Raw genomic sequence first — 25295 nt, 5'->3', positions numbered from 1 at the left:
GTGCTGAATGCTCGAGGTGCTCAGATCGAGCGTCGCGAAATCTGCGAAGCGATGTAGTCGGCCTGGCGGATCGCCAGGGTGACAATGGTCAGCGTCGGGTTCTCGGCGCCACCGGTAGTGAACTGGCTGCCGTCACTGATGAACAGGTTGGGGATGTCGTGGGTCTGTCCCCATTTGTTGCAGACCCCGTCCTGCGCACGCGCGCTCATGCGGGCGGTCCCCAGGTTATGGGTCGACGGATACGGTGGTGTGCGGAAGGTCTTGATTGCCCCCACCGCTCCGTAGATGCGTTCGGCCTGGGTATAGGCGTGGGTGCGCATGGCGACATCGTTGTCGTGGTCGTCGAAATGCACGTTGGGCACGTAGTTGCCAAACTGGTCCTTCACGCTGGTGTTCAGCGTGACGCGGTTGCTTTCGCGGGGCATGTCCTCGCCCACCAGCCAGGCGCCGGCCAGGTTGGTGTACCGGTCCATCCACCAGGTGAAGTCCGCGCCCCAGCCGCCGGGGTTCAGGAACGCCGCCATGAACGGGAGGCCGAGCGACAGCGTCTCCAGCTCGTAGCCGCCTGCGAATCCCCGCCGCGTGTCGTTGCGCGCCTCGTCGCGCACGATGCCGGCCATGGTGGTGCCGCGATACATGTGCACCGGTTCGTTGAATGCGGCATAGACCGACCCCGTCATGTGGCGCATGTAGTTGCGCCCCACCTGGCCCGACGAGTTGGCCAGGCCGTCCTTGAACAGGTTCGACGACGACAGCAGCAGGCGCGGCGTTTCGATGGCATTGCCGGCCACGCAGACGATGCGCGCCATCTGGCGTTGTTCCTTGCCGTCCTGGTCGATGTAGACCACGGCGTTGACACGGCCCTTGTCATTGTGTTCGATCCGCGTCACGTGCGATTGGGTGCGCAGCTCGAAGCGGCCGGTGGCGTCTGCCTGGGGCAGTTCGGTGTACAGGGTCGACCATTTGGCGCCGCTCTTGCAGCCCTCGAAGCAGAAGCCGAGCTGCATGCAGCTCGCGCGCCCCGCGCGAGGGCGGCTGTTGATCGCCATGTTGCCGGTGTGCACTTCCTTGTAGCCCAGCTTGGTGGCGCCGTTGTACATGACCTTGAAGTTGTTGTTGCCTGGCAGCCCCGGAATCCCGCTGGTGCGGGTGACGCCCATCTTGTCCTCGGCCTTCGCGTAGTAGGGTTGCAGTTCCTTGAGCGTCAGCGGCCAGTCCATCAGGTTGGCGCCCTTGATCTCGCCATACACCGTGCGCGCGCGGAACTCATGATCCTGCAGGCGCAGCGAGGCGCCGGCCCAGTGCGTGGTGGTGCCGCCCACGGTCTTGCAGGTCCACGCGGGCAGGCCGGCGAAGTCCTTGGCCACGCGCCAGCTGCCCGAGGTGGTGCGCTTGTCCAGCCAGGCCAGCTGGCTGAAGGCCTTCCATTCGTCGTTGATGAAGCTGGCACTGGATTGCTTGCCACCAGCCTCCAGCACCACGACCTTGATGCGCTTGCGGCAGAGCTCGTTGGCCAGCGTGCCGCCGCCCGCGCCAGAGCCGATGATGACCACCACCGAGTCGTCCTTGAAGTCGAACTTCGCCATGCTTGTCTCCTATGTCGAACCCCGGCGCCTGGCCCGGGCCCGCTTTTGTCCGGCACGCCATGGCGCCGGACCGGGATATGCACTTGCCGCGGCGACCTTGTGCGGCGGTCAGCCCATGTAGGGGGCAGGACTGGCTTTGGCCGGCGGATCGGGCAGCCACTTCAGGTCCTGGAAGCCGCGCGCGATATAGCCGCCTTTTTCCCAGGACGAGCCGGGGTAGCCGAAGGTGGCGAATGCCATCTCGTTGTCGTAGAGGGAGGTCACGCACTTGCCGCGCACGGTGTCGAAGAAGGGCTTGCCCTCCAGCGCCTTCACCGCCGCGAGCCGCTGCTCGGCGCCGGCCTTGACGAAGCTGCCGCCGGCCTGCTGGTTCAGCGCGGCAATGCCGTCCTGCAATTGCTTGGCCACCTGCGCGTCGGCGGTGGCGGCCTGGTCGAGGTCCTTGGCCAGCAGCGCGTAGACCGCATCGGGCAGCTTGTCGTGGGGGAATAGCACGCGCCCCATCTGGAGCAGGGTGTCGCCATCGGCCTTGCTCAGCGTCTTGAGCTCGACCGCCCACACGGTGGAGGGCGCCAGCAGCGCCAACGGGCTGCCCACGGCCAACGTGCCGATCAGCACGCCCGTGCCCTTGAGCAGGTTCCTGCGTGTGATGGCGAGTGTCTTGCGGGGCGCGACGGTGCCGCCATCGGGCGCTTGCGCAACCGGGAAAACGGGGATGATTTGCATGGTGGGGGTCTCCAGCGTGTTGGTCGTGGCCGTCCTGTGCCGGCCCGGTACCGCATGGATGCGATGCAGGCGGTTACTTGTCGGGGCTTCCGTCCGGCACCTGCCGCGCCAACACCCTGGCAGCGGCATCCGACAGGCCCGGCCGGGGCGGCATTTCAGGCTGGCCCCGCTTGCCCTTTTTGCGCGCCTGGATGCTGGCGGCCAACATCGCCGGATCCATCCCCTCGTACTTCGCGGCGGCCTCCCTGTACGCAGGCCCGGCCGCCAGCCATGCGCCGCCGGCCAGTGTGGCAGCAGCCTGCTTGCGAATGCCATGCCCGCGCGCTGCCGCGCCAGGGCATGGCGCGGGCCTTCGCGCTGACGATGCGGGGATCGATGTCATGGGGGGAGCTCCTGAATAATCTGCTGTACCCGTTCGGTGCGGGACTGGATTTGACTATAGGAGCAAGCTGGCATACGCGGGTCACAGCCCGCTATTCGCAGGGAAAACCCTGAGGGGCAGCCACGTTGCGCTGGCTATCCCGTTGGCGGCAACGCGCGCCGACTCGCGTGAGCCGGAGCGGCGATTCTGCTGCGCGCCCGCGCACGGCATGCGGGCTGTTGCATAGCAGCAAGAAACCGTGCCGCCGCGTTGCCGTGCCGGGCGGGTTCAGTCAGTCCTTGATGTGTCCCGCCTCGCGCTCGCCGCGATGCCGTGGCGCGAGGCCGGCGGGAACCGCCGCGCCATCCTATGAGAATCGCCTGGAGCCTGCCTTGATTCTCGTCTCAGGCGATGCGCCTCGCGCCTGCCCGGGCCGGGCAATAGCGGGTGAAGCGGCGGCGCAGCGAAGGCAGCCGGTGTTATTCGACCCGGATGCTGCGGGCCTTGACCAGTGCATGCCAGCGCAAGGACTCTGTCTGCAGGAAGCCCGCGAAGGCCTGCGGGGCGTTCCCGACCGGATCGAGCCCGGCCTGCTGCAGCCTGGCACGCACGCCTGGATCGGCAACTGCCTTCTGCGCGGCGTTGGCGATGGCCTGCATGCGGTCCGGTGCGGTGCCCTTGGGCAGGAACAGGCCGTTCCATTCGAGCACTTCGTAATCGGGCATGCCGCTCTCGGCCAGGGTCGGCGTATTGGGCAAGGCCTTCATCCGCGTCCTGGAGGTCACCGCGAGCGCCCTGAGCTTGCCGCCGGTAACGTATTGCAGCGTCGAGGCCGTGTTGCCGAAATAGGATGCGACCTGTCCCCCCATCACATCGGTGAGCGCCGGCGCTCCGCCTTTGTACGGCACGTGCAGCAGCTCGATCCTTGCCTGTTCGTTGAACATCTCCGCGGCAAGATGCGACCCGGTCCCTGCGCCGGCGGACGCGTAGGTCAGCTTGCCGGGCGCCTTCTTGGCCGCGGCAACGAAGTCGGCAACGGACTTGTAGGGTGCGTTTGCTGCTACCACGAGGATCTGCGGCGCGGTTGCCACCAGCGAGACGGGAATGAAATCCCTGGCCGGATCGAACGGAAGCTTGCGCAGGGCCCCGTTGACCGCGAATGCCGATGCGTCATAGAGCACGGTGTAGCCGTCTGGCGTGGCCTTCGCCACGGCGTCGGCGCCGATGACGCCGCCGGCGCCCGGCTTGTTGTCGATGACGATCGTTTGCCCCAGGATCTCTCCCATCTTCTGCGCCACGATACGCGCGGTATTGTCGGCACCGCCGCCCGCCGAGTAGGGCACCACCATGCGGATCGGCTTGTCGGGGAAGGCGAGCGCGCCGAGCGGCAGCAGGGCGGCCAGGATGGCCAGGCTCTTGCCAAGGCCATGCAGCGTCTTTTTCATATTGTCTCCTTTGAGGATGGCCGGCTTATGCGGCCTCGAATCCGTACAGCAAGGCAGGGTTGTCCACCAGGATCTTGCGGCGGACCTCCTCGCTGCCCGACCAATGGGTGAGCAAGTCGTACAGCAGCGCATCGTCCGGCTTGTGCCGGGTCTCCGTGGGGTGAGGCCAGTCGCTGCCCCAGACCAGTCGGTCGGGGGCGGTTCGCACCCATGCCATTGCCACCGGATCGATATCCGCATAGCGCCCGGCGGCGCCGGCGAGGGAGTCGAGGTAGGCGCCGGACAGCTTCAGCCAGGCCTTGCCGCCATCCAGCAGGCCGGACACGACGGCAAACGCGGGGTGGGCAGTTCCCCCGGGCAGGGGCAAGCGGGCCAGGTGATCGAAGACCAGGGGGGTGTCCAGCCGCGACAGCAAGTCACGGTGTCCGACGATCTGGTCCGCGGTCCAATGCAGCTGCAAATGCCATCCGAGCCCGGCGACGCGGCTTGCAAGGGATTCCACCATGTCGAATCCCACCACGGCGTGTGCCGCCGTGTAGAGCGAAAAGCGTATCCCCCGGATGCCGCCCGCGTGGAGCGCGAGCAACGCATCGTCCGTGATATCGGGCCGTATCACCGCGACGCCGCGCGTGCTGGCGGCGCCCAGCCGCCGGATCGCGTCGAGCGTGGCGCTGTTGTCCGTCCAGTAGCAGCGCGGCTGCACGATGACCGCGYGGGTGGTGCCGGTCAATGCCTGCACGCGACGGTAGTCTTCCACCGTGGCCTGCGCCAGAACCGGGGCGACCGCGGCGAAACGCGTGTCGTAGATGTGCAGGTGGGAGTCGCAGGCATCGGCGAGCGCCGCGCTGCGCGGGGCGCCAGTCGCCGAGCTGTTGGGCACCAGCGGCACCGGCGGCACCAGCGGCCCGGTGCGGCCCGCCATGGGATCAGGCATCGCGTCCCAGCCTGTCCGCTGCGTCGCGGACCTTGTCGCCATGCTGATCGAGCGTAGGCGCGGCGAATGGCTCGGGGCCGGGCGTACGGCCGAACCTGATGGCGCGCGTGAAGCCGCGATAGCGGCCGACCACGGGGTGGTCGAACGTGGTGACCATGTCCTCCGCGGCGACCTGCGGGAAGTCGAACATGTCTTCCACCGAGCGCGCGGCCGCGCATGGAACTTCTTCGCCGAACACGGCTTCCCAGTCCAGGGCCGTCCGTCCCTCCAGGGCGGCGTGCAGCCGGGGCACGATTTCCTCTTGGTGCTCGGCTCGCTTGCGCACGGTATCGTAGCGGTCGGTCGACAGCAGCTCGGTCAGGCCGGTCTTCTCGCACAGCGCCTTCCAGAAATGCGGGGTATTGGCGGAGATGTAGATATAGCCCTCTCTGGTGGGATGGATGCCCGTGATCCCGCCGGAGCGCATGTCGCGCCCGACCTCCCGGGGTTCCGAGTCGGCCCACACCATCCGTGCCGACTGCATGGTCAGCGCCGCACGCAGCAGCGACACGCCCACATATTGCCCCACGCCGCTCTTCTCGCGCTCGTAGAGCGCCGAGCCAACCGCTCCCGCGACCAGCGCCGCCGCGTAGTAATCGACCACGGAGCCGTACAGGATCTCCGGCGGGCCGCCGTGCTTGCCCTGCAGCGTGCACATACCCGTCATGGTCTGCAGCACCTGGTCGTAGCCGGCCTTGTCCTTGAGCGGGCCCGTCTCGCCGTAGCCGGTGACGGCGCAGTAGATCAGGCGCGGATTGATGGCGCGGAGCTGCTCGTAGCCGATGCCGAGCCGGTCCGGGACGCTGGGGCGGAAGTTGTGGACCAGGATGTCCGCGTTGCGCACCAGCGCAAGCAGCCGCTCCAGGCCGGCCGGATCTTTCAGGTCGAGCACCACGCCCAGCTTGCTTCGGTTGACGCCCAGGAAGGCCCGGCTCTCGGCTTCCAGCGTCGAAGGATACTTGCGCAGGTTGTCGCCCGCCGGCGGTTCGACCTTGAGGACCTCCGCGCCCTGGTCCGCGAGCAGCGAGCAGCCATACGGGCCGGCGATATAGGCGCTCAGGTCGAGCACGCGCACGCCGCTCAGCGGGCCAGGCTGTCCTGGCCGCGATGCGCCGAATGCGCCGAATGCGCAGTCTGCGGCAGTCATGTTGGTTTGCATAAAGCCTCCGGATGCGGATGGAAACTCAGTCCGCGACAATGTTCTGCTGCCTGGCAAGCTGCTTCCACCTGGCGACATCGGCGGCGATGGTGTCGGCGAATTGCCTGGGGGTGACGGGTTTTGCCTCGGCGCCTTCCTTGAGGATGGCGGCCTTGACGGATGGCTTGGCCAGGGCCGTGTTCACTGCCGCATTGAGCCGGTCGACGACCGCCGCGGGTGTGCCCGCGGGCGCGAGAAAGCCCCACCAGAGTTCAAACTCGTAGCCCGGGACGGCGCTGGCCATGGGGACCAGGTCCGGCGCGATGGGGCTGGGCTTCAGGCTGGTGATGCCAACGGCCCGGACCTTGCCGGCCCTGACCATGGGCAGCAGCGAGGGGCCGCTCGAGATCAGCACCTGCGTCTGGTTGCCGATCAGGTCGGTGATGGCTGGCCCCATGCCGCGGTAGGGCACATGTGTGATGGCGAGTTTCCCGGCCCTGGCCTTGAGCAGTTCCGTGCCGAACTGATTGACGCTTCCGGGGCCCGAAGACGCATAGTTGAACTTGCCCGGATTGGCCCGGATCGCGTTGACCAGATCCTGCGGCGTCCTGGCGGGAAAGTCATTGCTGACCGCCACGATGAAGGGGCCCTGGGCCAGCATCGCTACCGGCGCAAAGCTCTTGATCGCGTCGTAGGGCAGCTTGCTCTGTATGRCCGCGTTGGTCGTCATGCTCGAGGACACCGCGACCAGGGTGTAGCCATCGGACGCCGCCTTTGCCACGATCCCGGTACCGGTGTTGCCGCTTGCGCCGGGCCGGTTGTCGATGATCACCGGCTGCCTGAGCTCCTCGCCGATTTCCTTCGCCACGATCCGCGCGAAGGTGTCATTGGAGCCGCCTGGCGGATAGGGAACGACGATGGTGATGGGCTTGGACGGATATTCCTGCGCGGCGTGCGCATGGGGCGACGCGGCCAGCGTGCCGGACGCGGCGATCAGCGCGAAATATGCGGCGGCATGGCTTGACGTTGAGGTCTTCACGGTCTGTCTCCTGTATTTCTTGTGTGTATTGCCGCTTCAGGCCGCGACCAGTCCCAGTCGCCTGCCGATATCGACGATGGCCTGCGCCCGCCGCACGAAGGGCGCGTCGATCATCTTCCCGTCGACGACATAGGCGCCGATCCCCTTTTCCTGCGCCTGGGCGGCGGCCTGCACAACCCGCAGCGAATGCGCGATCTCCTCGTCGGACGGGCGATAGACCTCGTTCGCGAGTGCGATCTGGCTCGGGTGGATGCAGCTCTTGCCGACAAAGCCCATCTGCCTGGACATTTCCGCCTCGGCCCGGAAGCCCGCGGCGTCCCGGATGTCGGCGAACACGGTATCGCAGGCAAAGACATTGGCTTCGGCGGCGGCCATCCGCACGGCGAACATGGCCGCCGCGATGGCTGCCGGGTTGCGTCGATGGATGCCCGCAGGCTCGAAGAGATCCCCGAGCCCGAGCTGGAGCCCCGCGACACGCGGATGCGCGCAAGCCAGCTCGGCGGCGCGACGCAGCGCCGCCGGCGACTCGATGTTGAGCAGCAACCGGACCTTGGCGTCGGCCTCGGTGAAGCCGTTGGCCCGCTCCGCCTGCTCGACTGCCAGCGCCGCGCGGCGGACGTCATCGGCGGATTCCGGCTTCGGCACGTTCACCAGATGCAGTCCGGGCACCACGACAGCAGCAAGGTCCGCCTCGAAGTGCGCCGTGGCGATGCCGTTGACGCGAACGATCAGCACCTTGCCGGCCGCCCGTGCCTCGCTGGACCGCAGGAGCCGTGACAGGAGGGATCTGGCATCGGCCTTCCTCTCCTCGGCGACCGCGTCTTCCAGGTCGAAGGACAGGGCATCCGCGTCGCCTGCCAGCGCCTTCGGGAAGAACTCGGGGCGCGACCCGGGGACGAATAGCTTGCTTCTCATGGCCAACACCGTTGTTCTGTGGGAATGCAGTGCAGTGTGGGACATGCGATAACGAAGATAAACTATGCTTTTCTATATTCGTACAATAGAGAATCTATGGAAACCGCATATCTCAGGGCGTTTTCGCTGGTCGCCGGGACAGGGTCGCTGGCCGAAGCCGCACGACGGCTTGGCGTCACGCCGGCGGCGATTTCCCAGCAGATCCAGGTGCTCGAGCGAGAACTCGGGACCAAGCTGCTCGGGCGGGCCGGCAGGACCGTGGCGCCCACGGAGTCGGGGCGCCGTCTTGCCGAGCGCTGCGTATCGCTGCTCAGGGAGGTCGATGGCCTGCGCGGATGGGTGAACCAGGCCGACGAGGTGCGCGAGCTTCGCATCGGAACCATCAACACCGCGCTCCACAGCCTTCTGCCGGATGCGCTCGCGCGCTTCACGGCAGAACATCCCGGCGTGTCGGTCTACATACAGTCGGCGATGTCGGGCGAGCTTTACGACGCGATCAAGCAGTCGGAGCTCGATGCCGCCGTCTGCCTGCATCCGCCTTTCCCGATCCCGAAAGCCATCGCCTGGCAACTGTTGCGCCAGGAGCCGCTGGTGGTGCTGGCCGCGGAGCGCGACCGGCGCGTCGCGGCGCATGAGCTGCTGCGGACCAGGCCGCTTATCCGCTATGACCGGAACCTCGGCGGAGGGAGGCAGGCCGACGAGTACCTGCGCAAGGCTGGCATCGTGCCATCGCAAGAGCGCTTCGAACTCAGCTCCCTGCTCGCGATCGCGATGATGGTGGATCGCGGCCTGGGTGTCTCGCTGGTTCCGGATATCGCGTCGCCGCTCACCTCGGCGCTGCGTATCGTGAAGCTTGCGTTGCCGTCGGAGCCGGAGCCGCGCCGGTTCGGCGTGCTCTGGCGAAGGACGTCGCCGCGCGCCGCCCTGATCAGATCGTTCCTCGAGCAGGCCCGCCTCGCGGCGCGGACCTGAAGCGGGCACAGGCCTGTGGCACATCCGCGAACGCCGCCGGATGTGCACCATCGTGTCGCCACGCGGTCGGCCGGCACGAGGTGCGCCTCAAGGCTGCGGCCGTGTCGTTTCCGGCATCCGGCCACGGCGCCTGCCGCGCGACCGGTGCGCGACCGGTGCGCATCTGCGCCGCGCTACTACTATGCTATGGACAGACGAGGAGGATGCCCGGCGCGCAAGCGGATGGCCGCGTCTTCCGGGCCCTTCGCGGCGGCGCCGCCGGCAGGCGCGCCACCTGTGGCGCAATAGCGGCTTGGCCGCGGCGCACGGTCCACGCCACGCGGACGCGGCTGCCGCTCGCATTCGAGTCATGGCATTCAGTTCTGGAGGTGCCGCCATGCCACGCGCTTCACATTCCCTTCCCAGGCTGGGCGGTCCCCTTTATCTGACGGATGGCGGGCTCGAAACCACCCTGGTGTTCCTGGAGGGGATCGAGCTGCCATGCTTTGCGGCGTTTCCGCTGGTACTGACCGATGAGGGGCGCCAGCGGCTCGGGCATTACTTCGCGCCATACCTTCGCACGGCCGCCGAGCGCGGCCTGGGCTTTATCCTCGATACCCCGACCTGGCGGGCGAACCCCGACTGGGGCAAAAGGCTCGGCTTCTCGCCTCAGGCCATTGCCGACGCCAACCGCCGCTCGGCGGCGTGGGCCGCCGGGCTCGGACAAGCCCATGCCACGGCAACGACGCATATCGTCATCAACGGCGTGGTGGGCCCGCGCGGGGACGGCTACGAGGTCAGCGCCCGCATGAGCGATGCTGAAGCGCAGCAATATCATGCCTTGCAGATCGAGGCGCTCTGCGACGCGGGGGTGGACATGATCACCGCCGTCACCATGACGTATCCGGAAGAGGCGATCGGCATCGTGCGTGCCGCCAGGGCAGTCAATGCGCCGGTGGTGGTGTCCTTCACCGTGGAGACGGACGGCAGGCTGCCGTCGGGCGACGCGCTGGGCGAGGCGATCGGGCGCGTCGACCGGGACACCGCCGACGGGCCGCTCTACTACATGATCAACTGCGCGCACCCGAGCCACTTCGATGGCGTGGTGTCGGGCGGGACCGGGTGGGCCGGGCGCATCGGCGGCGTGCGGGCAAACGCATCCACCAAGAGCCACGCGGAACTCGACGAGTCCGACACGCTTGACCCGGGCGATCCCGCCGACCTTGCCGGGCGCTACCTGGGGCTGTGCCGGCACCTGAAGCAACTCGCGGTGGTTGGCGGCTGTTGCGGCACCGATCACCGGCATATCGTCGCGATCTGTGACGCCTTTGCGCAGAATCCCCGCGCGCGCCAGGGCGGCGCCGGCGCCTGATAGCGCGTCCGTCGGGCCGGGCTACAGCCGCGCCCCGAGCCGCCCGAGCACGCCGAGGCCGGGCTGGCCGCCAAGCGCCTCGGAGATGTCCGCCGCCGCCGCAATCACCAGCGCGGCGCACGCGCCCAGGTCCGCCTGGCGCACGCGCTCGGCCGGCCCTGAAATGCCCACCGCGGCGATCACGGTGCCGCGCGAGTCCAGGATCGGCGCCGCCACACCCCATACGGTCTCGCGCCATTCGCCGCGATTGACGGCGTAGCCCTGCTCGCGCACCGTGCGCATTTCCTTCATGAAGGCCGCCGGCCGCGCGATGGTATGCGGCGTTTGCGGCTGCAGGTGGCGCGCCATCTCCGCGAGCACCGATTCCCCGGCAAACGCCAGCTGTGCCTTGCCCGTCGCCACGCAGTACGCCGGTGCACGGCCGCCGATCTGCGTGTACGCGCGCACGGGCGCCAGGCTTTCCACCTTGTGCACGTACACGACCTCGCCGCGGTCCAGCACGGACAGGTGCACGCTCTCGCCGGTCCGATTCAGCAGCGCCTCCATCTGGCGCTCGGCGTGGCGGCGCAGGTCCAGCCGCGCCAGCACCGCCGAGCCCAGCTCCCATAGCTTGATGGACGCCGAGTATGTGCCGCTGTCCTCGTCGCGAATCACATAGCGCAGCCCGGTCAGCCCTTGCATGAGCCGGTGCACATTGCTTTTCACCATGCCGAGTTCGGTGGCGATCTGGGTCAGGTTGAGGGGGCGGTCGGCGCGCGAGAGCAATTCCAGCACGGCCAGCCCCTTGAGCAGGGTGTTGTTCATGTTCCCGAATATAGAACACTCGTACCGCTTTTGAGAAAGTGTGCCTGTGTTCGATACATCGACAGGCAGACCTGCATGGCCGGCGCCACCGCCAATGATGGCAGCCCGGCCGGGCCACCATCCGGTGCGGACCGGCGCTGGCGCGGCATCTGGCATATTTGTCCGGTTGCGCCCGGCACTATCGAGCCGGTGCACACGGTGAATGCACCGGCCGCATAAGCATGGCGCTTGGAGAAAAGCCGGCTTAATCTTGCGCTCCTGACCTGACCAGCAAGGAGCCCAGATGTCGGCCAGCCCGTTGTTTGAACCGTTCCAGTGCAAATCCCTTCGCTTGAAGAACCGGATCGTCATGGCCCCCATGACCCGCTCCTTCTCGCCGCGCGGTGTGCCTACCGCGGACGTTGCCGCCTACTACGCGCGCAGGGCGGCGGCGGAGGTGGGCCTGATCGTGACCGAGGGCACCGCGGTGGAACGCCAGGCGGCGAAGAACGACCCGGACGTGCCGGATTTCCATGGCGAGGCACTGCCGGCCTGGCGCAGCGTGGTGCAGGCGGTGCACGGGCAGGGCGGCGTGATCGCGCCCCAGTTGTGGCATGTCGGCGCCGTGAGGGGCCGCCATGAACACTACAAGCCGCAGCCGGTAGATTCGCCGTCCGGCATGTCGAGGCCCGGCAAGGTCTTCGGTGCGCCCATGACCGAGGAGGCCATTGCGGATACGGTAGCGGCATTCGGGCGCGCGGCCAGGGATGCGGTGGCACTGGGTTTCGATGCCATCGAACTGCACGGCGCGCATGGCTATCTGATCGACCAGTTCCTCTGGGCGGGCACCAACACGCGAGCAGACCAATGGGGCGGCCAGAGCCTGGCCGAGCGGGCGCGCTTCGCGGCGGCGATCGTGCGCGAGACGCGCAGGGCCATCGGCCCCGACGTACCCCTGATCATTCGCCTCAGCCAGTGGAAGCAGCAGGACTACACCGTGCGGCTGGCCGCGACGCCGGAAGAGATGCGGCAATGGCTCGAGCCGCTGGCGGACGCCGGCGTGGACATCTTCCACTGCTCGCAGCGGCGCTTCTGGGACGCGGAATTCGACGGCTCGGACCTGAACTTCGCCGGCTGGGCGAAGAAGCTGACCGGCAAGGCCGTCATCACGGTTGGCTCCGTTGGCCTGAGCGGCGATTTCATCGGCGCATTCGGCGGGGAGAGTTCCCGCCCGGCCTCGATCGAGGCGCTGCTCGAACGCCTCGACCGCGGCGAGTTCGATCTGGTGGCGGTCGGACGCGCGCTGCTGGCGGACCCGGAATGGGTGGTCAAGATCAAGGAGAACCGGACCGCGGAGCTCGGTGATTTCGAGCGCGCCAGCATGGCAACGCTGTACTGAGCAGGGCCGGCCCTTTCTGGGGGAATCGGGGGAGGGCCGGCCGGGACGCATCGGGCAGTTGCGCGCCGCGAGTGCAATGGCAGGCACTGACCTGGCGATACGGCACTGCCCCGCGTCACATTGAGACGATGGGGCAAACGATTGCGGGTTCCTGTCGGTGCCGGCGCGGCCGGTCTAAGTACAATGCTTATCATTTCCATTTGAAAAGCATCGTATGCGGACGACCGTGAAATTCTGCTGGATCGGCGCGCTGTGCTGGGCGTTGCTGGCCGGAGCCGCCACGGCCCAGCCCGTGGCACCCGTCGCCGACGCGAAGCAGCTCTGGCAATTGCTCGACTATGTCGCGGTCGACTACCACGGCGCGGTCGCCAATGGCGCGGTGGTCAGTGACAGCGAGTACCGCGAGATGCTGGATTTTGCCGAGGACGCGGCCCGGCAGGCCAGGGCGCTGCCCGATGGCGCGGCCAAGGCCAAGATCGCGGGGATCATCGAACAGTTGCGCGCCGCCATCGTGCGCAAGGCCGATGCCGCCGAGGTGGCGGGCCTTGCGCACCAGGCCAACGCATTGCTGGTCGGTGCGTATGCGATACCGGTCTCGCCGGCGAAGCCGCCGGAACTGGCCCGGGGAGCGGCGCTCTTCGCCGCGCAGTGCGCGGCCTGCCACGGCGCGGCCGGTGCCGGCGACGGTCCGTTGGGCGCCAGGCTGGAGCCGCCACCGATTGCCTTCACGGATGCGGGGCGCGCGCGCTCGCGCAGCCTCATGGCGCTGTACCAGGCCATCACCCAGGGTGTGAAAGGCACGGCGATGCCGGCCTTTGCGACCTTGCCGGACGAAGACCGCTGGGCGCTCGCCTTCTTCGCCGGCGGCTTGTCGCACAGCGACGCCATGCGCGAACGCGGCAAGGCGCTGTGGAAATCCGATGCCGCGGCCCGGGAGGTCTTTCCCGATCTCGGCGCCATGACAGGCGCGACCGAGGCCGAGGCGGCGCGCAAGCTGCCCGAGGGCAGCGCGCGTGACGTGATGGCCTATCTGCGCGCGCACCCGGAAGTCATCAATGCGGGCAAGCCGTCCGGTCTTGCCCTGTCCCGCCAGCGCCTGCAGGAAAGCGTTGCCGCGCTGCGCGCGGGCGAACGCGACAATGCGTCGCGCTTTGCGTTGTCGGCCTACCTGGATGGCTTCGAGCCGATCGAGCCGACCGTGGGCGCGCGGAACAAGGCGCTGCTCGCCGAGGTCGAGGAGGCCATGCTTAGCTACCGCTCCGCCATCTCGAAGGGGACGCAGCAGGAGGCAGAGCAGGGCGCACAGCGGCTGGAACAATTGTTCGGCCGGGTCGAGCGCGAGCTGGAGGATACGCCCGCCAGCCCGACGGCGACCTTCCTGGGTGCGCTGACGATCCTGCTGCGCGAAGGCCTGGAGGCGCTGCTGATCGTGGTCGGCATGGTTGCGGTGCTCAAGCGGGCCGATCGCCGCGACGCACTGCGCTACGTGCACGGCGGATGGATGGCGGCGCTGGTGGCGGGCGCGCTGACCTGGGCGGCGGCAACCTACCTGGTCACCATCAGCGGCGCCAGCCGGGAACTGACCGAGGGGGTCGGATCGGTCTTCGCCGCGCTCGTGCTCCTGAGCGTCGGCCTGTGGATGCACCAGAAGAGCAGCGCCGGCCGCTGGCAGGCTTACCTAAAGGAGAAGCTCTCGTCGGCGATGGACCGGCGCTCCGCGTGGGCGCTGTTCATGCTGTCGTTCGTCGCGGTCTACCGGGAAGTGTTCGAAACCGTCCTGTTCTATTCCGCCCTGGCGGCGAACGGCAGCCATGCGGCCTTGCTGGCAGGCTTTCTCGCCGCCGCCCTGGTCCTGGTCGTGGTGGGCTGGATCCTGCTTCGCACCAGCGCCCGCATCCCGATCGGCAAGTTCTTCTCCGTGACGTCGATACTCGTCGGCGTGCTGTCCGTGGTACTGATCGGCAAAGGCGCGGTGGCGCTGCAGGAAGCCGGCTGGATCGGCGCCACGCCGATCGACGGACCGCGGCTCGATATCCTCGGCTTGTTTCCCACGGTGCAGACCCTCGGCGCGCAGCTTGCCGTGCTGGCGATCGTGCTGCTCGGGTTTGGCTTCAATGTGATGACGGCGCGCAAGTCCGGGGCGAAATGAGCATGCACCGACGCGAGGCGCCGGACCGTCCGGCTGCTGAGGCGGCGCTGGTCCGGCACGACGCGCCGGCAGAGGGTGGCCGGCGTCGCCTTGCCCGGCGGGTGCCTCGTCAGTGCGTGCCGGGCCACAAGGCGGACGTTGCCGAGAAATCCGCCTCTTCGCCGGCAATTGCCCTCAGGTTCGATACCAGCGACCGGGCATCGCCGCCGCGCCAGTGAAAGCAATACTTGAGGTTCTGCGGGGCCGGGGTGCTGGCGAGTTCAGCCAGCTTGCCGGCGCGGACGAGCGGCGCGACGTAGGCGCGCGGAAACAGGCTGATGCCCACGCCGGCGATCACCAGCGCGATCAGCGCCGCCAGGCTGTTGCACACGACGGCCCGCGAAATGACGATCTGCTGGCTGTCGGCCCAGTTTTCCAGCGCGCGTGACAGGCCGGCCTCGGCGCTGAGCATGATCACCGGATTGTCTTCGAAGTGCGCCGGTGTCAGGACGGTCCCCGGCGCAAGCCGCTGTGGCGCGGCCATCCAGCGGTATTCGAGCTCGCCCAGGACGTCGAAGGAGAGCGCCATCGAGGCAATCGGGCCGGGCACGATCGCAAAGTCCAGTTCGCCCCGCTCGAGCCGCTTTTCCAGGTTTCGCGTGAGGTCGACCTGTGGTTCGAGCACAAGGTTCGGATGCAGGTCGCGCACGCGCGCCACGAAGCGCGGAAACCAGGTCGAGGCGACCAGTTCGCTGATGCCGAACCGGGTGCTGCCGCGTAGCGAAGCCGCCACGTCGAGGTCGGCCCGGATCCGGCTCTCGATGTCCAGCATGCGCATGGCGTGCTCCACCAGTTGCGCGCCGGCATCCGTCAGCACGGCGCGTTGCCCGGTGCGGTCGAACAAAGCCTTGCCGAGGTCGCTTTCCAGCTCCGCGATCCGCTTGGACAGCGTCGATTGCGTGACGTGCAGGCGCTTGGCCGCCACGGAAAAGCTGCTGAGCCTGGCGGCCCAGAAGAACGCTTCCAGCTGTTTGAGTGTCATCGGCATCCTCGCTTGTCGACAGGAACGGAGCGGAACGCATCATATTCCTTTTGTTCATATGCCATATTGAATAATTGTCGCTTTCTTCATCATCCGGTGCTGCGTATCGTTGGCGCATTGTTCGACGATGCCTGGTGAGGAATGACATGAAACGTGGTCTGCGCATATTGCTTTGTGGTCTGCTGGCGTGCGGCTGCGCCGGGGCGTTCGCGGAGTGGCCCAACGACCGGCCGATCCAGGTGTTTGTCGGCTTTGCGGCCGGCGGCGGCACCGACACCATGGCGCGCACCATGGCGCCCTTCATCCAGAAGCACCTGGGCGGCCATGCCACGCTGGTCGTGCAGAACAAGCCGGGCGCCGCGGGAGAGATCTCCAACATCGGCCTGATGCATGCGGCGGCGGACGGCTACACCGTCGGCGTGGTGAACCTGCCCGCCATGGCATTCGGGCCCCTGTACCGCAAGACGCAGTTCGACCCCAATGCGCTCCAGCTCGTCGCCCGCGTGCTGAGCGATCCCACCATTCTCGTCGCCAGGAAGGACATTCCCTACAACTCCCTGGGCGATGTGGTGGCAGCGCTGAAGAAGCGCCCCGGCTCGCTGTCGTTCGGCCATAACGGCGTGGGTACCAACGGCCACCTTGCGCTGTTGCAATTGCAGAATGCCGGCGGCGTGAAGCTGAACGACATTTCCTTCAACGGCACCTCGCAGTCGAAGACCGCGCTGTTCGGCGGCCATATCGATTTTGCCGCCGTCACCACGGGCGAGATGCAGGACGCGGGCAAGGAGGCGGTACCACTGAAGATCCTCGCGCAGATGAGCGACCGGCGTGCCGCCTCGATGCCGAACGTTGCCACCGCGAGGGAACAGGGCATCGACGACGTGATGCCGGCGGAGCGCGGTATCGCCTTGCCGGCGGGCGTTCCGCCGCAACTGGTGGCGAAGCTGAGGCTGGCGATCCAGGCGACGCTCAAGGACCCCGAATACCTGAGGAAGGCGGGCAACGACGCGCCCGTGCTCGCCTATCTGAACGGCGACGAGTGGGCCAGGGAGATCGCGGGCCGCCGGGCGGTCATGCGCAAGCTGGCCGACAGCATGCCGAAGGAGTGATGGCGATGCGTGCAGCAACACCGGCTTCGACGAAGGCGTCCTTGCGCAAGCTGCTCCGGGAGGAGTCCTTTGTCGTCGCGCCCGCGGTGCATGACGTCTTCAGCCTGCGGCTGGTCGAGCAGGCCGGCTATGCGAGCGCATGCATCAGCGGCGCGATGCTCTCGTACGCCATGCTGGGCGTGCCGGATATCGGGCTGCTGAGCCTTACGGAAACGGTCGAGCATTGCCGTCGCCTCGCGCGCGCGTCCTCGATCCCGATCACCGCGGATGGCGACGCCGGCTTCGGCAACGCAAGAGGGGTGCACCACGCCGTGGCGCTGTTCGAGGAAGCCGGCGCGGCCGGGCTCAACCTCGAAGACCAGGTGGTGCCGAAGCGTTGGGGCGCCACGGCGCCGAAGGAAGTCGTCTGCGTGCCCGAGATGGTGTCGAAGATCCGGGCGGCATGCGCAGCCCGCCGCGACCCGGACTTCCTCATCATTGCCAGGACCGATGCTTTCGCCTGCGAGCCGGCGGAACAGGTGATCGCGCGCGCCAGGGCGTATGAGCAGGCGGGTGCGGACCTGTTGCTGCCGATCGCGCCGCGCTCCGGGGAAAACGTGGAAAGGCTGGTCAAGGCACTGGAGATTCCGGTCACGCTCAGCATCGGGACAGGCCTGGCGCCGAGTCCCGCGTCGGCCAGCCTGTCGCTGCAGCGGATCCGCAGCCTGGGCGTGCGCAGGGTGAGCCTGACGACGCTGCTGCCCGGTGCCGCGACCCAGGGCATGGCCGACGGCCTCGACGCCCTGCGCCGCGCACTGCAAGGCGAGATCCCGGGGCCCGGGGATGCGCCGGCGGTGCGGGGCGTGCGCAGCTTCGATGCGCTGTTCGATGCGCCTTCGCAGGCAGCGTTCGAGGCATCGTTGCTTGACGGGCTGCTCCAGGTGCCTTAGCCGCCTTGGCCGCCCGGACTTTCAGTGGCGGCCGGTAGCTGCCACTGGTTGCCGCCGGTTGCCGCCGGAGGGGGGCGGCACGGCCACATGTACGAAGCAAAGACGCAACAGCAAGAAATCGCGACGTTGGCGCATGGCCGCGCGCACCGGCGCACCGCACACTCGGCTCGTGTCCAACGCCATCTCCCATACGCCATGACCCGCCTGCCGATCCAGACCGCAGAAACTGCACCCGAAGCCAGCCGTCCCTTTGTCGACCGCGCCATCGCGAGCAACGGCTTCCTGCCGAACCTGATCGCTGTCCTTTCCAATGCGCCCGCCGCGGTGGAAGCCTACCTGACACTATCGGAGATCAACAGCCGCGGCTCGCTGACGCTGGCCGAGCGCGAGGTGGTGCAGATCACCGCCGCCACCACGCATGGTTGCAGCTTCTGCGTGGCCGGCCATACGGCGATTGCCATCAAGAAGGTGAAATTCGATGCCGACACGGTCGGCGCATTGCGTGCCCAGGCCGCCTTGCCGGACGCCCGCCTCGAGGCACTCGCCGAATTCACCCGCGCGGTGATCCGCGACCGGGGCGCGGTACCGCAAGCCGATTTCGATGCCTTCGTGGCGGCCGGCTTCGGCGCCGGCCAGGCGCTCGAGGTGGTGCTCGGTGTCAGCCTCGCCACACTGTGCAACTTCGGCAACAACCTGGCGCAAACGCCGCTCAATCCCGAGCTGGAAGCCTACCGCTGGACGCGCGCCGCCGCGTGACGCCAGGCGCCACGGGCCGCGCGTCGCGGCCCCTGCGCAATGCGTAGCGGCATGCAGTCCGGGGGTGGGGGAGGCGCCCGGTCCGGTCCCGGACACGTTGCGCTGAAGCTCACGCCGGTGTTCTACGTGGCGCTGGGCAGGATGGCCGGCGGCAAGCCGCCGGTGGACAAGCACCACAGCCATGCGCGGCCGCTGCACGTCGCGCACGCGTCGTCGGCGCCGGCGGCTCCGGCCAGGTAGTCCTTGCCCGGTGCCACCGCCGGAGGATCTCGCCGGGGCAAAAAAAAGCGCAGCGAAAGCTGCGCTTGAAGCAGAACCAGACTGTTGTCACGGAGAGGAGCACAACAAGCTTGCTGCTTCCAGTAAGGACAGAAAAGGACGCTTGCGTTCCACGTCGGGACCCGGGGAGGAGGATGCCGGGCCTTGTGCAGCACGATATCAAGCGGGGCCGCGCGGAAAAAGCCGCCGGACGGGAACACACTGTTCTGCGATTGCCAACAACGGGGCGCCTGGCTGACTTGGCGGACGCTGCGCGCCCTCGCGCATCTGCCGGCCTCTTGTGCCTGACTGCGGGGTCACTTTCGTTTTGTCGTTGGAATCGAGATAAAGAATCCCATTTCCGACCATTTATCCGCGGGCATCCGGCAACCATAATCCCTGCACCGGATACCTTCAGGTGCCGGTTCCCGGCAGGACGATTGTCCGGCCGGGATGGAAAGACACCGAACGCACATCACCGATCCCGGGACCGGGCGTTCCAACCCCCGTCACGAGATCGCCATGTATCCCAGCTCTTCCTCAACCCGCCCGCTGTTGCGCAACGGGGCCGCCTTGCTCCTGATCGCCGCTGCCACCATGTCCGCGGCCTACGCCAACACGCCGGCCACGCCGTCCGACCCATTGGAACCGGTGAACCGCGCGGTCTTCGCCTTCAACGACCATCTCGACCAATATGTGGCCGCGCCGATCGCCAAGGGCTACAAGGCCGTGACGCCCAGCCCCGTGCGCACCGCGGTGAGCAATGTCTACTCCAATCTCTCGGACGTCGGCAACTTCGCCAACAACCTGCTGCAGGGCAAGGGCGTGGCGGCTTCGGAAAGCCTGATGCGCGTGGCGATCAACTCCGTATTCGGCATCGGCGGCCTGATCGATATCGCGACGCCGGCGGGGCTGCAAAAGCACTCGCAGGACTTCGGCCTGACGCTCGGCGCGTGGGGCGTGCCGGCCGGGCCGTACGTTGTCCTGCCGCTGTTCGGGCCGAGCACGGGGCGCGACGGCGTCGGCCTGCTCGCGGACCATTGGCTGGCGCCCGTCAGCTACCTGGATCCCGCCTGGCGCAATAGCGCGACGGATACGGCCATCGTCAACGGGCGCACCAACGTGCTGGGCGCTACCGACCTGCTCTCGCTGGCTGCGCTCGACAAGTACACCTTCGTGCGCGATGCGTATCTGCAGCGCCGCAACTATCTGCTGAGCGACGGCAAGACCGAGCTGCCGGTCTATGACGATCCCGACGCCGGTTCGGCGCTTGCCGCCTCCACTTCCGAGCCGGTGCCGGAGCCGGGAACGGCCGCGGCGCCGGCGCCGGCACCGGCGCAGGGCGGCGACTGACCGGTGCGCGCCGGCCGGACATGAACCAGCGGGCCGCCGCACGGCGGCCGCCTTACCGGAGTGACGAAGATGGACCTGAAGAGTTGTGCAGCCATTGTGTGCGGATGGCTGGTGGTATGCGTGGGTTGTGGCTGGCTGACCGGCGCATTCGCGCAGTGGTTCTCGATGTCGTAAGGGCAGGCCTGACGACTGGCTATTGTCACGGCACAGACGAGTATCCCCGGCCGGAGGCTTTCCCGCGGCCGCATCCAGGCGCATGGTGCCGGCATTCGCTTTTCCCCACGCCCATGCTGCAATCACCTCGTATCAACCGCCCGAGGTCATCGCGGCGATGCTGCTGCCCGGCATTCAACTCGCGCGCAGGCAGCAGGTGCAGGCGGAATGACGGCGGTGCGCTCAGCGCGCCTTGTCTGCGGCCGGGGTGGTGGGGCGCCGCGCGGGCAGGTTGCGGACGATGCAGTCCACCGCCCGCGTGTCGGACTTGCCCTGCCCGAGCCCGCCGGTCACGGAGTCGCGGTACTGGGCCGGCGTGATGCGCTGGTAGTAGAGCCGCGAGGTCTGGTCCAGCCAGTAGACGTAGTCGCTGCCGCCCTGTGCGCCGTTGGTGCGCAGCCATTCGCTGACATTGTTGTCGCCGATCATCATGTTCGGGCATTCGCGCCGCAGGCCGTCCAGGTAGGCGTCGAAACCGCGCGCCTGGATGTTGTCGATGGCGTCCGGCGCGCAGGCGGCGCTCAGCAAGGCTGCACAGGCGGCGGCGAGCCTGGCGAAAGCAGGGAGGCAAGGTGCGGACATGGCGGTAGCAGGATTGTCTGCCATGCGTGAAGGGGTGGCGACGCCGCGGTTGCATGGGCAAGGATAAGCCGGCGTGCCGCCACCGTGGCTGCCTCGCGAAACTTTTCACATGGGGACCGGAAACGCTTGAATCGCCCGCCGGACCAGCCAGCAGGCCGGCTCGCAGCGCGCTCAAGAGCGCGGCTGCAGCTTGCGGTAGTGGTTGAAATGCCGGATCGCGCCGCGTGCATTGCCCAGTTCCTGGTGCAGGCGGGCCGCGTTGAAGTGCGCGTCGGCGAAGTCCGGCAGCTGGGCGATGCAGCGCTCGTAGCTGGCCAGCGCTTGGCGCGGGTGGCCGTCGTCCTCCAGCGCCACGGCCAGGTTGAAGTGGAGCAGCGGCTCTCCAGGCAGGTGCGCCAGCGCTTCGCGGTACAGCGTGATGGCGTCGGCGTAGCGGCCCGCGTCGCAGAGCATGCAGCCGAGGTTCAAGTAAGCGTCCAGGTAGCCGGGAAAGGCCGCGAGCGCCTGGCGGTATGCCGCCTCGGCTTCGGCGGGCGCGCCGGCCTCCAGTTCGCAGGCAGCCTCGAAGTGGTCCACGGCCGCCCTGGGACTGGCCTCGGGCGAGGCGGGCCGCTGCAGCGGCGCCACGCCGGCATCCGCCTCGGGCTCGAAATCCATCAGCAGCTGGCCCGAATCCACATGCCATTGCAGCCGGCCCTCGCGTGCGGCCACCTGGTTGCCCACCGCGATCACGCGCACGCCGGACAGCGGCTGCCCGTCGCCGCGCGACGCTTTCAGGTGTGCCAGCGAGCGCAGGATGCGCCGGCTCGGGATCTTGGCCGCGCGCAGCGAACGCGCGGTGCGCAGCATGACCACGTCGCGGAAGGTGAAGCGGAATTCGCGTCGCGCGCCGCGCGAAGGCGTGACGATGCCCGCGGCGATCAGCCGGGACGCGACGGCCCGGGAAATGCCGAGCATGGCCTGCACTTCCCGCAGGGTATAGGTGGGCATCCGCGCTACCTGTTCGCGCTACCTTCCGCGCTATTTCTTGGCCGCGGTGCGGCGGGCCGGGGCGGGCGCCGCGGGGGTGGCGCGCTTTGCGCTCTTGCGCTCCTTCGGCTCGGCGGTGGCTGCGGTGGCCGCGGCGCGCTTGCGCTGGCCGACGCTGGCGCGCAGCGCTGCCATCAGGTCGATCACTTCGGCGCCGCCGCCTTCGGCCGTGCGTTCCTCGGCCACCGTGATCTTCTTGCCGGCAATCTTCTTGTCGATGGCGGCCAGGATGCGCTCCTTCTCCTCGTCGACATAGGCCGACGAGTCGTAGCCGTCCACCGAGTTCTGCTCGATCAGTTGCTGGGCCAGCGCGAGCTCGGCCGGCTGCACGTCCGCCTTCTCCACATGCAGGTCGGTCATGGAGCGGACTTCATCGGCGTACAGCAACTGCTGCAGGATCAGCCCGTCTGCGCCCACGCGCACCTGCACCATGGCCTGCTTGCCTTTCCAGACCCAGCGCGCCAGCGCGCAGGTGCCGGTCTGCCGCATCGCTTCGGCCAGCAGGTTGTACGGCTTGGCGCCGCGCCGGTCCGGGCCGAGGTAGTAGGCCTTCTCGAAATAGATCGGGTCGATGGCGCCGGACGGCATGAACGAGACGATGTCGATGGTGTGCTGGGCCGTTGCGTCCAGCACTTCGAGCTCTTCCGGCTCGAACACCACGTAGTGGTCCTTCTCGAACTCGTAGCCCTTGACCATGTCGGCACGGTCCACCACGACGTCCTCGCGCAGGCAGACATATTGCTGCTTGAGCCGCGAGCCGCAGCCCTTGTGCAGCAGGTTGAAACTCACGCCGGCCTTGCTTTCCGTGGCGGAGTACACCTTGACCGGGATCGAGACGAGCCCGAAACTCAGCGAGAGAGAGGCGATGGAGCGCGCGGCCATGGCAGTCCCCTTGGGTCGGGAGCCGGTACGTGCGCCGTACCGGAACGATATCGTCCAGCTTATACCGTGCCCGCGCCGCGCGGGCACCGGGGCTGGAGCGCGCACTGCACATTGTGGCGAAAAATCCCTAAAGTTCTGCCGTCCCGCGTCGTTATCCAGTCGGACGAAACGGGCGAAGTCCATGACAACGGGGAGATAGAGCAATGATGTCTTTTGGCAACCTGAGCATCCGCGCGCGACTGGGCGCCGGCTTCGCGGTGGTGCTGGTGCTGATGGCGGCGGGGATCGCGGCGGGGCTGGGCAGCCTGCCGGATGCGTCGGGCGGTGACCTGGCGCAGGCGGTCGCATCCGCGCGGACCTGGATGTACGGGCTATGGGTGGTGGCGCTGCTGGCCGCCGCCGTCTTCACCTTCGGCATCGCGCGCGGGGTGGAGCAGCCGCTGGGCGAGGCGGTCTTCATTGCCGAGACGGTGGCCTCCGGCGACCTGAGCCAGGAGTTCGAGACCGAGCGCGGTGGCGAGTTCGGCCGCCTGCTGCGGGGCATGGGCGAGATGGAGGACATGCTGACCGACCTGGTCAGCCGCATCAAGGGTTCCACCGATTCCATCACGGATGCATCCAGGCAGATCGCGGTGGGCAACACCGATCTGTCCCAGCGCACGGAAGAACAGGCCGCCGCGCTGCAGGAAACCGCCTCGAGCATGGGCGAGCTGACCGCCATGGTCCGCCAGAACACCGAGCGCGCGCATGCGGCCAACGACCTTGCCGCCAATGCCTCCGAGATCGCGCAGCGCGGCGGCGCGGCGGTGGGCGAGGTGGTGCAGACCATGCAGGCGATCAGCGCCAGCTCGAAGAAAGTGGTGGACATCATCGACGTGATCGAGGGCATTGCGTTCCAGACCAATATCCTCGCGCTCAACGCGGCCGTGGAAGCCGCACGTGCCGGCGAACAGGGGCGCGGCTTTGCCGTGGTGGCGGGCGAGGTGCGCACGCTGGCGCAACGCAGCTCTTCCGCCGCCAAGGAAATCCGCGCGCTGATCGGCGACTCCGCCGACCAGGTGCGCAACGGTTCCGTGCGGGTGGAGCAGGCCGGCGAGACCATGCGCGAGATCGTGGCAGCGTCGCGCCAGGTGACCACCATCCTCAAGGAGATCTCGGTGGCTTCGGCGCAGCAGAGCAGCGGCATCGACCAGGTCAACCAGGCCGTGATGCAGATGGATTCGGTCACGCAGCAGAACGCGGCGCTGGTCGAGCAAGCCGCGGCCGCGTCGTCGGCGCTGGCAGAGCAGGCACAACAACTGCAGGCTGCGGTAGGCGAGTTCAAGCTCGACTGAGGCCGTACCGGGACGGGCCCGCGCGATGCGGGCCCGTTCGCGCAGCTTTGCACGTGGATTGAAATTTTTACCTGCCGCGCGGGCCGTTCGTGCCCGCCGCACTCCCGGGCCGCCGTGCCCGCCCGCCAGCCGGATCTCGCGCGCCTGAAGCGGCGCATGGCGCCGGTATTGCGCGCCACGGTCACTCTCCAGCCACTATCCTTGAACCGGGCATCGATGTTGCGAGCCATCCTGGTGCGACGAGTCACCGCGCGTGGCTAGCTCGTGACATGGCGCGTGCCCGGACGGACGTGTCGACGCGCCGCCACCGCGCGGCCACCGCGGCTATCGTGGCCGACCAAAGGAGTGCTCTATGACAAAAACCGTGAAAAGCAGATTGCTGGCGGGTCTCCTGCTAGCCTCCGGGCTGGTGGTCTGCGCGCAGGTCAGCGCGCAGCCCGGCCCCGAGCGCGGCTATCAGTACCAGGACAAGTCCGGTGAGGACCAGCGCCGCCCCGGTGGCCCGGGGCCCGGTGATGACCGCAACAACAACCGCATGACCCCGCAGCGCTGGCACAAGGGCGACCGGCTCCCGACGGAGTACCGCGACCGCCAGTACATGGTCGAGGACTGGCGCCAGTACAACCTCCCCGCGCCGCCGAAGGGACGCCACTGGGTGGGCGTCGGCGCGGACTTCTATCTGGTGGCGCCCAACGGCGCGATCATGGACATGGGACCGGGCGGCCGCTAGGCGGTCGATTCCTCTCGCCGGCGGTCCGGCGGCCCATGCCACCACGCTTGCCCCGCGCACGATGAACGTGTAGCCGGGCAAGCAGGCCGGCGCGCACCTTTTCTCGCACGCCGGCTTTCCGTTCGGCTTGCCTTGTCCCCCGCTTTTTTCCGTGTTTTTCCGTCTTTCCACGCCTTTTCCGCGCTTTTTTCCGCTTTCCATTGGCCTGCGTCAAAGCCGGTGCGACGCGCGCGCCAGGCCCTGGGCGCCGCGTTATTGCCGT

25 protein-coding genes are annotated in these 25295 nt (G+C 67.9%); 12 read left to right on the top strand and 13 right to left on the bottom strand.

Annotated features, from left to right (window positions below; translation table 11 throughout):
• Nucleotides 1-20: 20 nt before the first annotated feature.
• The 8 genes from AC1DK4_RS19190 to AC1DK4_RS19155 form a co-directional block, all read right to left on the bottom strand.
• A complete protein-coding gene (locus AC1DK4_RS19190; protein ID WP_477115755.1) occupies nt 21-1586 on the bottom strand; it encodes a GMC family oxidoreductase in 1566 nt (521 codons plus the stop codon).
• Nucleotides 1587-1694: 108 nt separating this feature from the next.
• Complete coding sequence (locus AC1DK4_RS19185; RefSeq protein WP_441620604.1) at nt 1695-2312, bottom strand: twin-arginine translocation signal domain-containing protein; 618 nt, start codon at nt 2310-2312, stop codon at nt 1695-1697.
• A 73-nt stretch (nt 2313-2385) separates the two neighbouring features.
• Complete coding sequence (locus tag AC1DK4_RS19180) at nt 2386-2694, bottom strand: c-type cytochrome (RefSeq protein WP_441620602.1); 309 nt, start codon at nt 2692-2694, stop codon at nt 2386-2388.
• Nucleotides 2695-3152: 458 nt separating this feature from the next.
• Nucleotides 3153-4118: a tripartite tricarboxylate transporter substrate binding protein gene (locus tag AC1DK4_RS19175; RefSeq protein ID WP_441620600.1), complete on the bottom strand. Its 966-nt coding sequence runs from the start codon at nt 4116-4118 to the stop codon at nt 3153-3155.
• A 25-nt stretch (nt 4119-4143) separates the two neighbouring features.
• Nucleotides 4144-5052, bottom strand: coding sequence for an amidohydrolase family protein (locus tag AC1DK4_RS19170; RefSeq protein WP_477131705.1), 909 nt, complete (start codon nt 5050-5052; stop codon nt 4144-4146).
• Nucleotides 5045-6238 (bottom strand): CoA transferase, encoded by a 1194-nt coding sequence (locus AC1DK4_RS19165; protein WP_441620596.1) that lies wholly within the window; start codon nt 6236-6238, stop codon nt 5045-5047. Before AC1DK4_RS19165 ends, AC1DK4_RS19170 begins: the two co-directional genes overlap by 8 nt.
• A gap of 37 nt (nt 6239-6275) precedes the next feature.
• Nucleotides 6276-7226: a tripartite tricarboxylate transporter substrate binding protein gene (locus AC1DK4_RS19160; RefSeq protein WP_477131708.1), complete on the bottom strand. Its 951-nt coding sequence runs from the start codon at nt 7224-7226 to the stop codon at nt 6276-6278.
• A gap of 78 nt (nt 7227-7304) precedes the next feature.
• On the bottom strand, nt 7305-8183 hold the full coding sequence (locus AC1DK4_RS19155; RefSeq protein WP_441620651.1) for an HpcH/HpaI aldolase/citrate lyase family protein: 879 nt from the start codon (nt 8181-8183) through the stop codon (nt 7305-7307).
• Nucleotides 8184-8279: 96 nt separating this feature from the next.
• Here AC1DK4_RS19155 and AC1DK4_RS19150 point away from each other — a divergent pair, with 96 nt between their 5' ends.
• Together AC1DK4_RS19150 and AC1DK4_RS19145 are read left to right on the top strand one after the other, a co-directional pair.
• Nucleotides 8280-9155, top strand: a complete 876-nt coding sequence (locus AC1DK4_RS19150; RefSeq protein WP_441620594.1) for a LysR family transcriptional regulator — start codon at nt 8280-8282, stop codon at nt 9153-9155.
• Nucleotides 9156-9531: 376 nt separating this feature from the next.
• A complete protein-coding gene (locus tag AC1DK4_RS19145) occupies nt 9532-10506 on the top strand; it encodes a homocysteine S-methyltransferase family protein (protein WP_441620592.1) in 975 nt (324 codons plus the stop codon).
• A gap of 21 nt (nt 10507-10527) precedes the next feature.
• Here the strand turns inward: AC1DK4_RS19145 and AC1DK4_RS19140 are convergent, their stop codons facing one another.
• Nucleotides 10528-11310 (bottom strand): IclR family transcriptional regulator, encoded by a 783-nt coding sequence (locus AC1DK4_RS19140; protein WP_441620590.1) that lies wholly within the window; start codon nt 11308-11310, stop codon nt 10528-10530.
• Between the two features lie 283 nt (nt 11311-11593).
• Between AC1DK4_RS19140 and AC1DK4_RS19135 the strand changes: the two genes are divergently transcribed.
• Together AC1DK4_RS19135 and AC1DK4_RS19130 are read left to right on the top strand one after the other, a co-directional pair.
• Nucleotides 11594-12688, top strand: coding sequence for an NADH:flavin oxidoreductase (locus AC1DK4_RS19135; RefSeq protein WP_441620588.1), 1095 nt, complete (start codon nt 11594-11596; stop codon nt 12686-12688).
• Between the two features lie 214 nt (nt 12689-12902).
• Entirely contained in the window at nt 12903-14837 is a 1935-nt protein-coding gene (locus tag AC1DK4_RS19130; RefSeq protein WP_441620586.1) for an FTR1 family iron permease, read from the top strand.
• 109 nt (nt 14838-14946) lie between these two features.
• Here AC1DK4_RS19130 and AC1DK4_RS19125 read toward each other — a convergent pair whose 3' ends face one another.
• Nucleotides 14947-15858 carry a LysR family transcriptional regulator gene (locus tag AC1DK4_RS19125; protein ID WP_441620583.1) on the bottom strand — a complete coding sequence of 304 codons (912 nt, stop codon included), beginning with the start codon at nt 15856-15858 and terminating at the stop codon, nt 14947-14949.
• Between the two features lie 146 nt (nt 15859-16004).
• Between AC1DK4_RS19125 and AC1DK4_RS19120 the strand changes: the two genes are divergently transcribed.
• The 6 genes from AC1DK4_RS19120 (at nt 16005) to AC1DK4_RS19095 (ending at nt 20648) form a co-directional block, all read left to right on the top strand.
• Nucleotides 16005-16967 carry a tripartite tricarboxylate transporter substrate binding protein gene (locus AC1DK4_RS19120; RefSeq protein WP_441620581.1) on the top strand — a complete coding sequence of 321 codons (963 nt, stop codon included), beginning with the start codon at nt 16005-16007 and terminating at the stop codon, nt 16965-16967.
• Between the two features lie 5 nt (nt 16968-16972).
• Nucleotides 16973-17896, top strand: a complete 924-nt coding sequence (locus tag AC1DK4_RS19115; protein WP_441620579.1) for an isocitrate lyase/PEP mutase family protein — start codon at nt 16973-16975, stop codon at nt 17894-17896.
• A 195-nt stretch (nt 17897-18091) separates the two neighbouring features.
• On the top strand, nt 18092-18652 hold the full coding sequence (locus tag AC1DK4_RS19110) for a carboxymuconolactone decarboxylase family protein (protein WP_441620577.1): 561 nt from the start codon (nt 18092-18094) through the stop codon (nt 18650-18652).
• A gap of 39 nt (nt 18653-18691) precedes the next feature.
• Nucleotides 18692-18892 (top strand): hypothetical protein, encoded by a 201-nt coding sequence (locus tag AC1DK4_RS19105; protein WP_441620575.1) that lies wholly within the window; start codon nt 18692-18694, stop codon nt 18890-18892.
• A 540-nt stretch (nt 18893-19432) separates the two neighbouring features.
• On the top strand, nt 19433-20263 hold the full coding sequence (locus tag AC1DK4_RS19100) for an MlaA family lipoprotein (protein ID WP_441620573.1): 831 nt from the start codon (nt 19433-19435) through the stop codon (nt 20261-20263).
• 256 nt (nt 20264-20519) lie between these two features.
• Complete coding sequence (locus AC1DK4_RS19095; protein WP_441620571.1) at nt 20520-20648, top strand: hypothetical protein; 129 nt, start codon at nt 20520-20522, stop codon at nt 20646-20648.
• Nucleotides 20649-20659: 11 nt separating this feature from the next.
• Here AC1DK4_RS19095 and AC1DK4_RS19090 read toward each other — a convergent pair whose 3' ends face one another.
• From AC1DK4_RS19090 to ku, 3 genes are all read right to left on the bottom strand, one after another.
• On the bottom strand, nt 20660-21058 hold the full coding sequence (locus tag AC1DK4_RS19090) for a hypothetical protein (RefSeq protein WP_441620569.1): 399 nt from the start codon (nt 21056-21058) through the stop codon (nt 20660-20662).
• Between the two features lie 171 nt (nt 21059-21229).
• Nucleotides 21230-22048, bottom strand: a complete 819-nt coding sequence (locus AC1DK4_RS19085; RefSeq protein WP_441620567.1) for a tetratricopeptide repeat protein — start codon at nt 22046-22048, stop codon at nt 21230-21232.
• A 30-nt stretch (nt 22049-22078) separates the two neighbouring features.
• The gene (ku, locus tag AC1DK4_RS19080; RefSeq protein WP_441620565.1) at nt 22079-22969 is read right to left on the bottom strand and encodes a non-homologous end joining protein Ku; all 891 of its coding nucleotides are present in this window, start codon (nt 22967-22969) and stop codon (nt 22079-22081) included.
• 203 nt (nt 22970-23172) lie between these two features.
• Between ku and AC1DK4_RS19075 the strand changes: the two genes are divergently transcribed.
• Together AC1DK4_RS19075 and AC1DK4_RS19070 are read left to right on the top strand one after the other, a co-directional pair.
• Nucleotides 23173-24303, top strand: a complete 1131-nt coding sequence (locus AC1DK4_RS19075) for a methyl-accepting chemotaxis protein (RefSeq protein ID WP_441620563.1) — start codon at nt 23173-23175, stop codon at nt 24301-24303.
• Between the two features lie 364 nt (nt 24304-24667).
• Entirely contained in the window at nt 24668-25033 is a 366-nt protein-coding gene (locus AC1DK4_RS19070; protein ID WP_441620562.1) for an RcnB family protein, read from the top strand.
• Nucleotides 25034-25295: the final 262 nt, after the last annotated feature.

This window comes from Cupriavidus sp. 05N38 (assembly GCF_056397345.1).
This window is presented reverse-complemented; position numbering and strand designations above follow the sequence as displayed.

Coding starts and splice junctions, on each gene's coding strand:
- AC1DK4_RS19185 (WP_441620604.1), bottom strand. CDS start 2,312: ATGCAAATCATCCCCGTTTTCCCGGTTGCGCAAGCGCCCGATGGCGGC.
- AC1DK4_RS19130 (WP_441620586.1), top strand. CDS start 12,903: ATGCGGACGACCGTGAAATTCTGCTGGATCGGCGCGCTGTGCTGGGCG.
- ku (WP_441620565.1), bottom strand. CDS start 22,969: ATGGCCGCGCGCTCCATCGCCTCTCTCTCGCTGAGTTTCGGGCTCGTC.
- AC1DK4_RS19090 (WP_441620569.1), bottom strand. CDS start 21,058: ATGTCCGCACCTTGCCTCCCTGCTTTCGCCAGGCTCGCCGCCGCCTGT.
- AC1DK4_RS19120 (WP_441620581.1), top strand. CDS start 16,005: ATGAAACGTGGTCTGCGCATATTGCTTTGTGGTCTGCTGGCGTGCGGC.
- AC1DK4_RS19115 (WP_441620579.1), top strand. CDS start 16,973: ATGCGTGCAGCAACACCGGCTTCGACGAAGGCGTCCTTGCGCAAGCTG.
- AC1DK4_RS19135 (WP_441620588.1), top strand. CDS start 11,594: ATGTCGGCCAGCCCGTTGTTTGAACCGTTCCAGTGCAAATCCCTTCGC.
- AC1DK4_RS19165 (WP_441620596.1), bottom strand. CDS start 6,238: ATGACTGCCGCAGACTGCGCATTCGGCGCATTCGGCGCATCGCGGCCA.
- AC1DK4_RS19190 (WP_477115755.1), bottom strand. CDS start 1,586: ATGGCGAAGTTCGACTTCAAGGACGACTCGGTGGTGGTCATCATCGGC.
- AC1DK4_RS19180 (WP_441620602.1), bottom strand. CDS start 2,694: ATGACATCGATCCCCGCATCGTCAGCGCGAAGGCCCGCGCCATGCCCT.
- AC1DK4_RS19075 (WP_441620563.1), top strand. CDS start 23,173: ATGATGTCTTTTGGCAACCTGAGCATCCGCGCGCGACTGGGCGCCGGC.
- AC1DK4_RS19110 (WP_441620577.1), top strand. CDS start 18,092: ATGACCCGCCTGCCGATCCAGACCGCAGAAACTGCACCCGAAGCCAGC.
- AC1DK4_RS19105 (WP_441620575.1), top strand. CDS start 18,692: ATGCGTAGCGGCATGCAGTCCGGGGGTGGGGGAGGCGCCCGGTCCGGT.
- AC1DK4_RS19125 (WP_441620583.1), bottom strand. CDS start 15,858: ATGACACTCAAACAGCTGGAAGCGTTCTTCTGGGCCGCCAGGCTCAGC.
- AC1DK4_RS19150 (WP_441620594.1), top strand. CDS start 8,280: ATGGAAACCGCATATCTCAGGGCGTTTTCGCTGGTCGCCGGGACAGGG.
- AC1DK4_RS19140 (WP_441620590.1), bottom strand. CDS start 11,310: ATGAACAACACCCTGCTCAAGGGGCTGGCCGTGCTGGAATTGCTCTCG.
- AC1DK4_RS19175 (WP_441620600.1), bottom strand. CDS start 4,118: ATGAAAAAGACGCTGCATGGCCTTGGCAAGAGCCTGGCCATCCTGGCC.
- AC1DK4_RS19095 (WP_441620571.1), top strand. CDS start 20,520: ATGGTGCCGGCATTCGCTTTTCCCCACGCCCATGCTGCAATCACCTCG.
- AC1DK4_RS19155 (WP_441620651.1), bottom strand. CDS start 8,183: ATGAGAAGCAAGCTATTCGTCCCCGGGTCGCGCCCCGAGTTCTTCCCG.
- AC1DK4_RS19085 (WP_441620567.1), bottom strand. CDS start 22,048: ATGCCCACCTATACCCTGCGGGAAGTGCAGGCCATGCTCGGCATTTCC.
- AC1DK4_RS19145 (WP_441620592.1), top strand. CDS start 9,532: ATGCCACGCGCTTCACATTCCCTTCCCAGGCTGGGCGGTCCCCTTTAT.
- AC1DK4_RS19100 (WP_441620573.1), top strand. CDS start 19,433: ATGTATCCCAGCTCTTCCTCAACCCGCCCGCTGTTGCGCAACGGGGCC.